Genomic DNA, 12,011 nt, shown 5'->3' with positions numbered 1-12,011 from the left:
ATGTGTAAAGCAAACTGCATCACGCTTCACACCAGGAAACCGCTGGAAACCGCCAGCCTCGGGGCCATCTCGTATAATGCGCACCCCAAACGACGTTTCCTGGACTGCTGATGCGCTGGGTCCTCTATCCGATCGCGGCGCTGCTGGCGCTGGTGGTTCTCGGCCTCGCCACGCTGGCAGCGATGGCGCTGTTCGCCTGGCCCAATCTTCCTTCGCTGGAGTCCCTGACCGACTACCAGCCCCGCGTCCCGTTGCGAGTATATACATCGGATGGCTACCTCCTGGGCGAGTTCGGTGAGGAGCGCCGTGATGTGGTTCGCATTGCCGAGGTTCCGGCGCTGCTCAAGCATGCCATCCTGGCCGCGGAGGACGAACGCTTCTACGAGCATGCCGGCGTCGACCCGATGGGCCTCGCCCGCGCTGCGTTGTCCAACCTGACCACCGGCGGCCGCGGCCAGGGTGCCTCGACGATCACCATGCAGGTGGCGCGGAACTTCTTCCTGACGCGCGAGAAGACCTACAACCGCAAGCTCTATGAAATCCTGCTCTCGTTCAAGATCGAACACGAACTGAGCAAGGACCAGATCCTCGAGCTCTATATCAACCAGATCTACCTGGGCCAGCGTGCCTACGGTTTTGCCGCGGCGGCACGTACTTATTACGGCAAGACCCTGGACCAGTTGACCCTGCCCGAGGCGGCGATGCTGGCCGGGCTGCCGAAAGCGCCCTCCGCCTTCAATCCCGTCGTCAATCCCGCGCGCGCCGCGCTGCGCCAACAGTACGTGCTGCGCCGCATGGTCGAGACCGGCATCATCACGCCGAGCGACTACGAAAACGCCATCGCCGCCGCCACGCCGACCCGCAGCCAGCGCGATACCGCCGCACGCAAGCCGCAGGAAAGCAGCATCCATGGCGACTACGTCGCCGAAATGGCACGCCAGATCGCCGTCGAGCAATTCGGCGACAAGGCCTACGAACTGGGCATCCGCATCTTCACCACCGTCACCCGCAAGGATCAGGAAGCCGCCTACGCCGCACTGCGCAAGGGCGTCATGGACTACGACCGGCGCCACGGCTACCGCGGCCCGGAAGCCTTCGCCGAACTGCCGCCGAACGATGCCGCGCCCGAACAGCTCGACGAACTGCTGGCAGGCCGCAGCGACTACGACGACCTCCTCGCCGCGGTGGTGCTGCAGGCCTCGACCAAGCAGGTCACGGTCTATCGCCGTGGCGAAGAGATCGAGATCAGCGGCAACGGCCTGCGCTTCGCTGCGCCGATGCTGGCCGACAAGGCGCCGCAGACGCGGCGCATCCGCCGCGGCGCCATCGTCCGCATCCGCGATACCGGCAAGAACGGCTGGGAAATCAGCCAGGTTCCCGAAGTGCAATCGGCCCTGGTGGCGATCGATCCGCGCGACGGCGCGGTGCGTGCGCTGGTCGGCGGCTTCGATTTCAACCGCAACAAGTTCAACCACGTCACCCAGGGCCAGCGCCAGCCGGGCTCCAGCTTCAAGCCCTTCATCTACTCCGCCGCGCTCGAACGCGGCTACGGACCGGGCCACGTCGTCGAGGACGAGCCGCTGTACTTCCCCCCCGGCGTCACCGGCAGCCAGGCCTGGGAACCGAAGAACTACGATGCCAAGTACGCCGGGCCGATGACGATCCGCGACGCCCTCGTCCGCTCCAAGAACATGGTGTCGATCCGCATCCTGCAGGACATCACGCCGCGCTACGCCCAGGACTACATCGGCCGCTTCGGCTTCGACTCGGCCAAGAACCCGCCCTACCTGCCGATGGCGCTGGGCGCGGGCAGCGTCACGCCCTGGGAACTGGCCGGCGGCTATGCCGTGTTCGCCAATGGCGGCTTCCGCGTCGATCCCTACGTGGTCAAGGAAATCTACGACGGCAACGGCAAGCTGATCGCGCGCACCGATCCGCCGGTCGCGAGCGAAAGCGCACCGCGCGTGCTGGATCCGCGCAATGCCTGGCTGATGGATTCGATGCTGCAGGACGTGGTGACGCGCGGCACCGCCGCGCGTGCCCGCAGCCTCAAGCGCAACGACCTCGCCGGCAAGACCGGCACCACCAACGATTATCTGGACGCCTGGTTCTGCGGCTACAACCCCGACCTGGTGGCCGTGTCCTGGGTCGGCTTCAGCCAGCCACGCAACCTGGGCCGGGGCGAGACCGGTGGAGCGGCGGCGCTGCCGATCTGGATCGATTACATGCGGGTCGCGCTCGAAGGCACGCCGGAAATCCAGCGCCCCCGCCCCGGCGGCCTGATCCAGATCGAGGCCGGCGACGGCAGCCGCACGGATTACCAGTACGCCGAATACGATCCGCCCGAACCACCGGTCGCGCCCAACTGGCTGCTGGAGATGTTCGCGTCGGACCACGGACCGGCGCTGGAAGCGCCGGAAGAGGCCATCCCGCCGGTTGCCCCGCCGCCGCAGCCCATCCCCGCCGCACAGGCCCCTGCTCCGGTCGAAGACCGCATGCCGGTGCCGATCCGGCGCTGAATTTCAGTCCGGACGGACCAGGGTGACGGTTTCACCGGCCTGCTCGCTCGCCAGCGCAGCCAGCATCGCCCACAGCTCGCCGTCATCGCGGGTGTTGCGCCAGACGCCTTCCACCGGGCGGAAATGAAAGCCGCCCGACCTAGCTGCGACCCAGATCTCGCGGGCGGCGGTATGGCGGTTGATGATCATCTTGCTGCCGTTGTCGAATTCGATCTCGAGCACGCCGCCGGGCTTGGGTTCGATGTCGATGTCGGCGCCACAGGCATCGAAGGCGTTCTCGATGCGCGCCAGTTCGGCCTCGGCCAACATGTTGAATGCGGACTCTTCCATGCGGATTCCTTCTGATAGCATTCCGGTTTTTCGTGAATGATGGCGATGCGAGCCAAACTTACCGTGATCGCGCTTGCCTGCGCGCTGTTGTCGGCCTGTGGCATCAAGGGCCCGCTTTATTTGCCCGCACCCAGGACCGGCGCCACCGGCCAGCCCGCGCAGGGCGCCGATCATAGCAAACCCTCCCAGCCGCCGGCCCAGGACGAACAGCCGGGCCAGTACACGCCGATCCAGTGAGCCCGACGCGATGAGCACCTTGAACGCCCCCCTCAGTCCCCTGCCGACGCCGACCCTGCACGCCCGGGACGGCATCCTCACCCTCGAAGGGTGCTCGCTGGCGCAGCTCGCCGAAAAATTCGGCACGCCGACCTACGTCTATTCGAAAGCCGCGCTGACCGCCGCCTTCGAAGCCTGGCAGCAAGCACTGTCCGGCCACCGTTCGCTGATCTGCTACGCGGTGAAGGCCAACTCCAACCTGGGCATCCTGTCGGTGTTCGCCCGCCTCGGCGCGGGCTTCGACATCGTCTCCGGCGGCGAACTGGCGCGCGTGCTGGCCGCCGGCGGCCAGGCGAGCAAGGTCGTGTTCTCCGGCGTGGGCAAGACCCGCGACGAAATGCGCCAGGCGCTGAAAGCCGGCATCCGCTGCTTCAACGTCGAATCCGCCACCGAACTCGAGCGCCTCGACGCGATCGCCGGCGAACTGGACGTGCTGGCGCCGGTGGCCTTGCGCGTCAATCCGGACGTCGATCCGAAGACCCACCCCTACATCTCCACCGGGCTCAAGGGCAACAAGTTCGGCGTCGCCTTCGCCGACGCTCAGACGCTCTACCGCCGTGCCGCGGCGCTGCCGAACCTGCGCATTACCGGCGTCGCCTGCCACATCGGCTCGCAACTGCTCGACCCGGCGCCGATGGCCGAAGCAGCGCAGAAAGTCGCCGACCTGGTCGATCGCCTCGCCGGCGACGGCATCACGCTCGACCACATCGACCTCGGCGGCGGCCTCGGCATCCGCTATCGCGACGAAGCGCCGCCGGTGGTGGCCGACTACCTGGCGCCGCTGCTGAAGGTGTTCGAAGGCCGCAGCGAGGAACTGTGCTTCGAGCCCGGCCGCTCGCTGGTCGGCAACGCCGGCCTGCTGCTGACCCGCGTCGAATACCTGAAGCCCGGCGAAACGAAGAACTTCGCCATCGTCGACGCCGCCATGAACGACCTCGCACGCCCGGCGCTGTACGACGCCTGGCACGAGGTCGTCGAAGTCGCGGCCCCCTGCGCCGATTCGCAGATCTACGACATCGTCGGCCCGATCTGCGAAAGCGGCGATTTCCTGGCCCGCGAACGCCGGCTCGCCGTGGCCGAAGGCGAGCTCCTCGCCATCCTGTCGGCCGGCGCCTACGGCATGACAATGAGCTCCAACTACAACACCCGGCCGCGCGCCGCCGAAGTCATCGTCGATGGCGAACAGGCGCATCTGGTGCGCGCACGCGAAACCGTCGCCGCACTGTTCGCGGACGAGAAGCCGCTGCTCTGAGCCGCTCATCTAGCGACCGGATGGATTGGGGCTTCAGCAGCCCCCTTCAGGCGCTCCCATCGCCAAGACGCTCGGACTCCTGATAGAGCGCCCGGCCGAAAGCCTTCCAGGCCTTGCCGCCGCTGGTATGCACGCCGATCTGCGCACTCTGGCGCATGGTGTCGAGCATCAGATCGGCCAGGGCGAAAAGTTCGCCCGTGAGCTTGTCCTGGCGGACCGGGCTGCGCAGGAGCTTCATCACGCCTCCCGGTTCGGCGCTCAGCGCCTGGCGGGCCAGTTCCCGCATCCGGCCCTGATCGTCCCAGTCCAGCCCCAGCGCCAGGCCGCGCTTGTAGATTTCGCGCTCAAGCTCGTCGGCCGTGCGCGCATAATGTCCGAATCCACTCATTCTCGATACTCAGCAATCAGGCCGGAGCACATGCTCCCGGCACCTGTACCCATGAAATCCCACAGGCGTATCCGGTTTTCATCATTGTCTCCATCGGCCCCATTCTATCGTCGTGCAGCAGCGCACCTCCGCCCTCTCCGGCACTCACCGTGCTGCAGTGCACTACTCCAGCGATTCTGCCACTACCTGGGCTTGCTTTGCAGCGCGCTGATCCTGTTCGCCCCCCCCGTCTTCGCTGCCGGCGGGCTTCCGCTGCCGGTGAAACTGGCGCTCGAACGCGCCCGGATCGGCGAGGATGCGGTATCGGTCTGGGTACAGCCGGTGGACGCGGTACGGCCCGGCCTGGCCTTCAATGCCGGCAAGGCGATGAATCCGGCCTCGGTGATGAAGCTCGTCACCGCCTTTGCCGCGCTCGACCGGCTCGGCCCCGCCTGGACCTGGACGACCCGGCTCGCCAGCAACGCCACCGTCGCCAGGGGCGTGCTGGACGGCGACCTGTACGTCGTCGGCAGCGGCGACCCGGTGCTCGACCAGGAACGGATCGCGAAGCTGCTGCGGCGCCTGCGCGGGCTCGGCATCGACCGGATCGGCGGCGACATCGTGCTCGACGCCTCCGTGCTGAAGCTGCCGCCGCACGACCCGGATGCCTTCGACGGCCGCGGCCTGCGCCCCTACAACAGCGGCCCGCACGGCCTGCTGATGCACTACAACACCCTGCAGCTCGCGCTCTTCCCCGGCAACGGCAACAATGAATCGGTGACCGTGGTCGCCGAGCCGCCGCTGGCCGGTGTCGTCATCGACAACCGTCTGCAGACTTCCGCCAGCAACTGCGATGTCTGGTACCGCGATCTCGAAGCGCGGATCGAACCCGGCCGCCGCCTCGTGCTCAGCGGCAGCCTGCCGGCAGCCTGCGGCCCGCGTACCTGGAGCGCGGCACCACTGCCGCCGGCCGAATATGGTGCCGCGCTGGTCGCCACGCTGTGGTCGGAAGCCGGCGGCCGGCTCGACGGCCAGGTGCGCGACGGCATCGCCCCACCCGGCGTACGTACCCTGCTGAGCCACGAATCGCCGCCGCTCGCCGATATCGTGCGCGACATGAACAAATGGTCGAGCAACGTCATCGCCCGCCAGTTGCTGGCCGATCTCGGCGCCTTCCTCGCCGGCCCGGCCAGCGATGCGCCGGACATGGTCGCCGCCGGCGCCCGCGCCACGACCGCGCAACTCGCTGCCGCCGGCCTCGATGTCGATGGCCTGGTGATCGAGAACGGCTCGGGTCTGTCGCGCATCGAGCGCATCCGCGCCGACACCCTGGGCAAGATGTTGTTGCTGGCCTGGCAGCGGCCGTGGATGCCGGAATTCATCTCGGCGCTGCCGGTCGCCGGCCTCGACGGCACGGCGCGCAACCGCCTGCGCAACAGCCCGGCCGGCGGCCAGGCCCACATCAAGACCGGCACGCTGAACGGCGTGCGTGCAATCGGCGGCTACCTGCTGGATCGCAACGGGCGGCGCCATGTGCTGGTGATGATGGTGAACCACCCCGAAGCGGCCGCCAGTGCCGCCGCACAGGATGCGCTGCTGGAATGGGTCTGGGCCGGCCAGCCCTGAAGGGCTGGCCGGTTTGCTGCTGTCAGCCTTGCGGCGGCATCGGCAGCGGCGCGCGCTGGATCAGCACCCACCAGCCGCGCACGACGCGGTAGAGAATCCACAGCCCGGCAAGCAGAATCACCGCGAACGCGAACGGCAGGCCGATGACGGTCACGGCCATCAGCCCGGCGATCAGCACCCACAGCACCGCGAACCAGAAGGTGCGGATCTGCCAGCGGAAATGGCTTTCGAGCCAGGTGCCGCGCACCGCCGTCTGGTTCCAGTAGTTCAGGATCACCGCCGCGATCGACGGCAGGCTGGCGATGAAGCTGAAGATGATCGTCGCCGAACCGACGACGGCGGAAAACACCGCGAACGCATGAAGCGCATAGACCAGGTGCGTGACGGTGACCATGTTCTCGGACGGCTGGCCGATCGGCAGCGGGGCGGGAACGGGATTGCTCATCGATTCTCCTCGGTTGCAGGTGCCGCGCGGGATTGGCGGCATCCGTGACGGCGACTTCGACCCCCTCACCGCCTCGGCGTTCGGCACTGGGGCAACATCAAACGTAAGCGGGTGTTCCGCCGCGGCGGTTCGCGCCTGCCATCACAGGCCGAGTTCGCCCCACATCGCATCGACCTTCGCCTTGACCTCGGCATCCATGGCGATCGGCGTGCCCCATTCGCGGCTGGTCTCGCCCGGCCACTTGTTGGTCGCGTCCAGCCCCATCTTGCTGCCCAGGCCCGCGACCGGGCTGGCGAAATCGAGATAGTCGATCGGCGTGTTGTCGACCAGCGTGGTGTCGCGGGTCACGTCCACGCGCGTGGTCATGGCCCAGATCACTTCCTTCCAGTCGCGGATGCGCACATCGTCGTCCACCACGATGATGAACTTGGTGTACATGAACTGGCGCAGGAAGCTCCAGATGCCGAACATCACCCGCTTGGCATGGCCGGGATACTGCTTGCGGATGCTGACCACCGCCAGCCGGTAGGAGCAGCCTTCCGGCGGCAGGTAGAAGTCGACGATCTCGGGGAACTGCTTCTGCAGCAGCGGCACGAAGACCTCGTTCAGCGCCAGTCCCAGCATCGCCGGCTCGTCGGGCGGCTTGCCGGTGTAGGTGCTGTGGTAGATCGGATCGCGACGCATGGTGATGCGCTCGATCGTGAACACCGGGAATTCGGAAACTTCGTTGTAGTAGCCGGTGTGGTCGCCGTAAGGGCCTTCCGGCGCCATGTCGCCGGGGTGGATCAGGCCTTCGAGCACGATCTCGGCCGATGCCGGCACCTGAAGATCGTTGCCGAGGCAGTTCACCAGCTCGGTCTTGGCGCCGCGCAGCAGGCCGGCGAACTGGTATTCGGAGATCGTGTCCGGCACCGGCGTCACCGCGCCGAGGATGGTCGCCGGATCGCAGCCCAGCACCACCGACACCGGGAAGGGCTCGCCCGGATGCGCGCGCTGGTGCTCGAGGAAATCCAGCGCGCCGCCGCGGTGGGCCAGCCAGCGCATGATCACGCGGTTGCGGCCGATCACCTGCTGGCGGTAGATGCCCAGGTTCTGGCGCTTCTTGTGCGGCCCGCGCGTCACCACCAGGCCCCAGGTGATCAGCGGCGCGGCGTCGCCCGGCCAGCAGTGCTGGATGGGCAGCTTCGCCAGGTCCACCTCCTCACCTTCCCACACGACCTGCTGGCAGGGCGCGGAGCGGACTTCCTTCGGCGCCATGTTGAGCACCTGCTTCAGCACCGGCAGCTTGTCCCAGGCGTCCTTCAGGCCCTTGGGCGGCTCCGGCTCCTTCAGGTAGGCGAGCAGCTTGCCGACTTCGCGCAGCGGCGTGCTCCAGTCGCCGTCAGCGACGTCCTCGCCCATGCCCATCGCCACCCGCTCCGGCGTGCCGAACAGGTTGGCGAGCACCGGAATGGCCTGCGGCACGCCGCGCGTCAGCGGCTTCTCGAACAGCAGCGCCGGGCCGCCGGCGCGCAGCACACGGTCGGCGATCTCGGTCATTTCCAGATGAGTGTCGACCGGCAGCGTGATGCGCTTGAGTTCGCCGCGGGCTTCGAGCTGGCTGATGAAGTCGCGCAGGTCGTCGTATTTCATGCGGTTGCCCCAGGATCAGCGATGCGCGTTGATCGCGTCGCGGGTATCGAGCGCGGCCTGGCGCGCAGCAGCGGCGAAATCCTCGCCCTTGCCGGCGTACAGGATCGCGCGCGAGGAATTGATCATCAGCCCGCTGCCGTCCGCGCTGCGCCCCGCCGCCATGGTCGCGGCGATGTCGCCGCCCTGGGCGCCGATGCCGGGCACCAGCAGCGGCATGTCGCCGGTCAGTTCGCGCACGCGGGCGATCTCGGCCGGGAAGGTGGCCCCCACCACCAGGCCGCAGTTGCCGCTGGCATTCCAGTCCTGCGCCACCAGCCGGGCGACGTGTTCGTACAGCTTGATGCCGCCGACGTCGAGGAACTGCAGGTCGGAGCCGCCCGGATTGGACGTGCGGCACAGCAGGATGACGCCCTTGTCGGGGTAAGCGAGATAAGGATCGACCGAATCGCGGCCCATGTAGGGATTGACCGTGATCGCGTCGGCCTTGAAGCGCTCGAAGGCTTCGACGGCGTATTGCTCGGCGGTGCTGCCGATGTCGCCGCGCTTGGCGTCGAGCACCACCGGCGTGCCCGGATGGCGGGCATGGATGTGTTCGATCAGGGCTTCGAGCTGGTCCTCGGCGCGGTGCGCGGCGAAGTAGGCGATCTGCGGCTTGAAGCAGCACACCAGGTCGGCGGTGGCATCGACGATCTGCCTGCAGAACTCGAGGATCGCATCCGGCCGTCCCTGCAGGTGGGCGGGAAAGCGGGCCGGATCGGGATCGAGGCCGACGCACAGCAGGCTGTTGCGCTGCTGCCAGGCGGCTTTCAGGGCGGTCATGAAATGCATGTCGGCATCCAGGGACAAGAGGTTCGGAGGGGTGCGGACCGGCCGTGCTCAGGCACGGCGCAGCAGGTCGTCGATCAACAGGCCGGCGAACACCGCCGCGCCCAGCCAGTTGTTGTGGCGGAAGGCCTTGAAGCAGCCGGCGCGGTCGCGATCGCGGATCAAGGTGTAGTGATAGCCGGCGATCACCGCCGCGACCAGCAGGCCGATGAACCAGGCCGGCCCTCGCCCGGCGGCGACACCGACGGCGGCGAGCAGGCCGAGCATGGCCGCATAGCACAGCATCACCGCAGCGACGTCGAAGCGGCCGAAGGTGATGGCCGAAGACTTGATGCCGATCTTCAGATCGTCGGGCCGATCGACCATCGCGTACTCGGTGTCGTAGGCGATCGCCCAGAAGACGTTGGCGAGCAGCATGACCCAGGCGATGGCCGGCACTTCACCGAGGATCGCGGCAAAGCCCATCGGGATGCCGAAGCCGAAGGCAATGCCGAGATAGCCCTGCGGAATGGCGAGGAAGCGCTTGGTGAAGGGATAGCTGACAGCGAGGAAAAGCGCCGGCAGCGACAGCCAGAGAACCAGCGAATTCAGCGGCAGGACCAGCAGGAAGGCGAGCAGCGACAGGCCGCCCGCGAGCAGCAGCGCTTCGCGGGTGCTGACCATGCCGGTCGCCAGCGGGCGCTCGCGGGTGCGCTCGACGTGGCCGTCGAAATCGCGGTCGGCGTAGTCGTTCATGACGCAGCCGGCCGAACGCATCAGGAAGGTACCGATGACGAAAATCACCAGGATGTGCAGCGGCGGCCAGCCCTCGGCAGCGAACCACAGCGCCCACAGCGTCGGCCACAGCAACAGCAGCGTGCCGATCGGCTTGTCGATCCGCATCAGGCGGGCGTAATGGGGAAGCTTGTCGCTGAAGCGCATGGTCTCGGTCATCGGGGCAGCTCGAAAATCGCAGGCAGGAAGAACTCGCTCACCATCAGCGCGCGGCCGTGGCGCAAGAACAGCGAGCGGCGTCCCCACAGCTCGCGCTCCATCGCCACCGGCGGCTGCCGCGCCGACAGCACGGAACGGGCCCGATGATAACGCGCATCGCGTGCATCGAGCCGGGCGCAGGCCAGCGGCGCGCGTTCGATCGCCGGGTCGGCGAACAGCGCGGCGCCGAGCGGACGTGCGCCGAAACCGTGGAAGAGGTTCCACGCCCCGCGCACGTTGCGGCGCGGCAGCAGGGAGCGGGCGAACACCACCGGCACACCGTCGGCAATCAGCAGAACCTCCCTCACCCACACCCGCTCGCCCGCACGCAGGCCGAGCAGCACGGCTTCGTCCCCCACGGCCTGCCCTAGCCCCTGGTACAGCACCTCGACGCCGAAACGCCCACAGCGCCGGCGGATGCGGGCAGTGAGCGACGAAGGATCGGTGAGCCAGGGGATCAGTACGGGCGGAACCGTGGCACGCGGCGGCGTCGACGACCAAGTTTCGCGATGAGGACAGGAAAGCATGGAATCTCTTGCGGGAACAGACGGCATTCTAATCCGCCTTGCGCCCGAAAACAGGCTCCTTGCCTGAACGGCAGGCTGTCAGGCCGCCGGCTTGCCGTATGCCTGCCACTCAACCTAGCAGCTCGAAACCCTATCGTTTCCTTGCATTTCATTAAGCTGATCCCAGCTCTGCGAAGGGCAGCCATCAGGCTTCGATGCTGGCATGCACCACTGCTGATGAGTGCCGACTTGTTTTGACTCCAAGCAGCTTTGAAATTGATCGACTTCCAAGTACCTGGGAGGCAACGCCGATGCAGCCGAATCAGGTTGAGCCGTTGGCGATTGTCCGCCTGAGTTGCAGGCGCAGAGCATTAAAACAGAGGCAACAAAAAGAAGGGGGGTTGTGCTTTTGACTGCGTGCATAAGACAGAGCTCCGAATCAGGAAAAACCAGGCGAAAACGCTTGAATACTACCTTGAGGTGTCCTATGTTTTTCGCCTTCCAATCGTCCGCCTTCATGCTGCGATTTCTTGCTGTGGGCAATCATGACTGCGCGCAAGCGATAGGCAAAACAGGTCAGACCGACCGGCAAGAGCCTGGCTAACCTGGTGGCCGACCATGAAAGGTGTCGCGGCTGATCCCCGCGCCCCGGTCGCGCCGACGAGTGTTAGCACTCATCCCAGCCACTCCGCGAGTGCGTCGTTTGAAGCATAGCCGACAAGCCCTACACCATTGGGGTCGTCGATGTGCCCATATGCGAGTGAGAACAAGCCGGTCTCCGGATTGTAGAGAAGGCATTGGCCAACTTTGTCATTGCAATAGGCCACCGCAATCATGGAATAAGGACCCGAGCCGAGGCCGCAATACTGCTGCGCCCAGGAATTTGCGTAAGCAACGACGGGAACAGGCTCAATAATGTACTTGCGTAGATGAGTCCGCTGCTCCTGCAAGTAAGTCTCACGATCCGAGGCGCCCATGTTTGGCGTGGCACTATCTCCGGCCAGCGATGCCTCTAAGGCTTGAATCGCGACATTGCTGCTCATGAGTGCTAACGTCGGCCTTCAGCGGACGGCGAAATGCGTAGCATTTTGACGGTCCGCTGCAAGTGACTACAAAGGGACTTCCCACTTCCGCCGTTGGCCTGTTGGGCCCGGCATCGAAGTGCCAAGATTGAATTGCTGACCTTCAATCTGAAGACGCGAAAGGGGAAGTCCAAATGAATGCTACGACGATCGGGGTGGATCTGGCAAAGAACGTGTTC

Annotated in this window: 12 protein-coding genes; 4 read left to right on the top strand and 8 right to left on the bottom strand. The window is 66.4% G+C overall.

Going from position 1 to position 12,011, the window contains the following annotated elements:
* The first annotated feature begins 110 nt into the window (after nt 1–110).
* Nucleotides 111–2,519 carry a penicillin-binding protein 1A gene (locus tag NX068_RS17075; RefSeq protein WP_263462466.1) on the top strand — a complete coding sequence of 803 codons (2,409 nt, stop codon included), beginning with the start codon at nt 111–113 and terminating at the stop codon, nt 2,517–2,519.
* A 3-nt stretch (nt 2,520–2,522) separates the two neighbouring features.
* Here NX068_RS17075 and cyaY read toward each other — a convergent pair whose 3' ends face one another.
* A complete protein-coding gene (gene cyaY, locus NX068_RS17070) occupies nt 2,523–2,849 on the bottom strand; it encodes an iron donor protein CyaY (protein WP_263462465.1) in 327 nt (108 codons plus the stop codon).
* A gap of 45 nt (nt 2,850–2,894) precedes the next feature.
* Between cyaY and lptM the strand changes: the two genes are divergently transcribed.
* Together lptM and lysA are read left to right on the top strand one after the other, a co-directional pair.
* On the top strand, nt 2,895–3,086 hold the full coding sequence (gene lptM, locus NX068_RS17065; RefSeq protein ID WP_263462464.1) for an LPS translocon maturation chaperone LptM: 192 nt from the start codon (nt 2,895–2,897) through the stop codon (nt 3,084–3,086).
* Between the two features lie 10 nt (nt 3,087–3,096).
* Entirely contained in the window at nt 3,097–4,377 is a 1,281-nt protein-coding gene (lysA, locus tag NX068_RS17060) for a diaminopimelate decarboxylase (RefSeq protein ID WP_263462463.1), read from the top strand.
* Nucleotides 4,378–4,423: 46 nt separating this feature from the next.
* Here the strand turns inward: lysA and NX068_RS17055 are convergent, their stop codons facing one another.
* Nucleotides 4,424–4,765 carry a hypothetical protein gene (locus NX068_RS17055; RefSeq protein ID WP_263462462.1) on the bottom strand — a complete coding sequence of 114 codons (342 nt, stop codon included), beginning with the start codon at nt 4,763–4,765 and terminating at the stop codon, nt 4,424–4,426.
* Between the two features lie 51 nt (nt 4,766–4,816).
* Here NX068_RS17055 and dacB point away from each other — a divergent pair, with 51 nt between their 5' ends.
* Nucleotides 4,817–6,370, top strand: coding sequence for a D-alanyl-D-alanine carboxypeptidase/D-alanyl-D-alanine endopeptidase (gene dacB, locus NX068_RS17050; protein ID WP_442806761.1), 1,554 nt, complete (start codon nt 4,817–4,819; stop codon nt 6,368–6,370).
* A gap of 22 nt (nt 6,371–6,392) precedes the next feature.
* Here dacB and NX068_RS17045 read toward each other — a convergent pair whose 3' ends face one another.
* The 6 genes from NX068_RS17045 to NX068_RS17020 all read right to left on the bottom strand — a co-directional run bounded on the left by NX068_RS17045 (nt 6,393) and on the right by NX068_RS17020 (nt 11,793).
* On the bottom strand, nt 6,393–6,815 hold the full coding sequence (locus tag NX068_RS17045) for a DUF4870 family protein (RefSeq protein WP_263462460.1): 423 nt from the start codon (nt 6,813–6,815) through the stop codon (nt 6,393–6,395).
* Nucleotides 6,816–6,956: 141 nt separating this feature from the next.
* Nucleotides 6,957–8,447 carry a 4-hydroxy-3-polyprenylbenzoate decarboxylase gene (gene ubiD / locus NX068_RS17040; protein ID WP_263462459.1) on the bottom strand — a complete coding sequence of 497 codons (1,491 nt, stop codon included), beginning with the start codon at nt 8,445–8,447 and terminating at the stop codon, nt 6,957–6,959.
* A gap of 15 nt (nt 8,448–8,462) precedes the next feature.
* A complete protein-coding gene (gene pyrF / locus NX068_RS17035; protein ID WP_263462458.1) occupies nt 8,463–9,275 on the bottom strand; it encodes an orotidine-5'-phosphate decarboxylase in 813 nt (270 codons plus the stop codon).
* Between the two features lie 48 nt (nt 9,276–9,323).
* Nucleotides 9,324–10,205 carry a 4-hydroxybenzoate octaprenyltransferase gene (ubiA, locus tag NX068_RS17030; protein ID WP_263462457.1) on the bottom strand — a complete coding sequence of 294 codons (882 nt, stop codon included), beginning with the start codon at nt 10,203–10,205 and terminating at the stop codon, nt 9,324–9,326.
* On the bottom strand, nt 10,202–10,771 hold the full coding sequence (locus NX068_RS17025; RefSeq protein WP_263462456.1) for a chorismate--pyruvate lyase family protein: 570 nt from the start codon (nt 10,769–10,771) through the stop codon (nt 10,202–10,204). The genes ubiA and NX068_RS17025 overlap by 4 nt, the downstream gene beginning before the upstream one ends.
* Before the next feature lie 653 nt (nt 10,772–11,424).
* The gene (locus tag NX068_RS17020) at nt 11,425–11,793 is read right to left on the bottom strand and encodes a hypothetical protein (RefSeq protein ID WP_263462455.1); all 369 of its coding nucleotides are present in this window, start codon (nt 11,791–11,793) and stop codon (nt 11,425–11,427) included.
* Nucleotides 11,794–12,011: the final 218 nt, after the last annotated feature.

This window comes from Thauera carbonicopians, assembly GCF_025699485.1.
Classification (GTDB): Bacteria; Pseudomonadota; Gammaproteobacteria; order Burkholderiales; family Rhodocyclaceae; genus Thauera.
The sequence above is the reverse complement of the archived record's forward strand: the minus strand, read 5'-3'. Positions and strand labels throughout refer to the sequence as shown.

Coding starts and splice junctions, on each gene's coding strand:
- NX068_RS17075 (WP_263462466.1), top strand. CDS start 111: ATGCGCTGGGTCCTCTATCCGATCGCGGCGCTGCTGGCGCTGGTGGTT.
- cyaY (WP_263462465.1), bottom strand. CDS start 2,849: ATGGAAGAGTCCGCATTCAACATGTTGGCCGAGGCCGAACTGGCGCGC.
- lptM (WP_263462464.1), top strand. CDS start 2,895: ATGCGAGCCAAACTTACCGTGATCGCGCTTGCCTGCGCGCTGTTGTCG.
- lysA (WP_263462463.1), top strand. CDS start 3,097: ATGAGCACCTTGAACGCCCCCCTCAGTCCCCTGCCGACGCCGACCCTG.
- NX068_RS17055 (WP_263462462.1), bottom strand. CDS start 4,765: ATGAGTGGATTCGGACATTATGCGCGCACGGCCGACGAGCTTGAGCGC.
- dacB (WP_442806761.1), top strand. CDS start 4,817: ATGAAATCCCACAGGCGTATCCGGTTTTCATCATTGTCTCCATCGGCC.
- NX068_RS17045 (WP_263462460.1), bottom strand. CDS start 6,815: ATGAGCAATCCCGTTCCCGCCCCGCTGCCGATCGGCCAGCCGTCCGAG.
- ubiD (WP_263462459.1), bottom strand. CDS start 8,447: ATGAAATACGACGACCTGCGCGACTTCATCAGCCAGCTCGAAGCCCGC.
- pyrF (WP_263462458.1), bottom strand. CDS start 9,275: ATGCATTTCATGACCGCCCTGAAAGCCGCCTGGCAGCAGCGCAACAGC.
- ubiA (WP_263462457.1), bottom strand. CDS start 10,205: ATGACCGAGACCATGCGCTTCAGCGACAAGCTTCCCCATTACGCCCGC.
- NX068_RS17025 (WP_263462456.1), bottom strand. CDS start 10,771: ATGCTTTCCTGTCCTCATCGCGAAACTTGGTCGTCGACGCCGCCGCGT.
- NX068_RS17020 (WP_263462455.1), bottom strand. CDS start 11,793: ATGAGCAGCAATGTCGCGATTCAAGCCTTAGAGGCATCGCTGGCCGGA.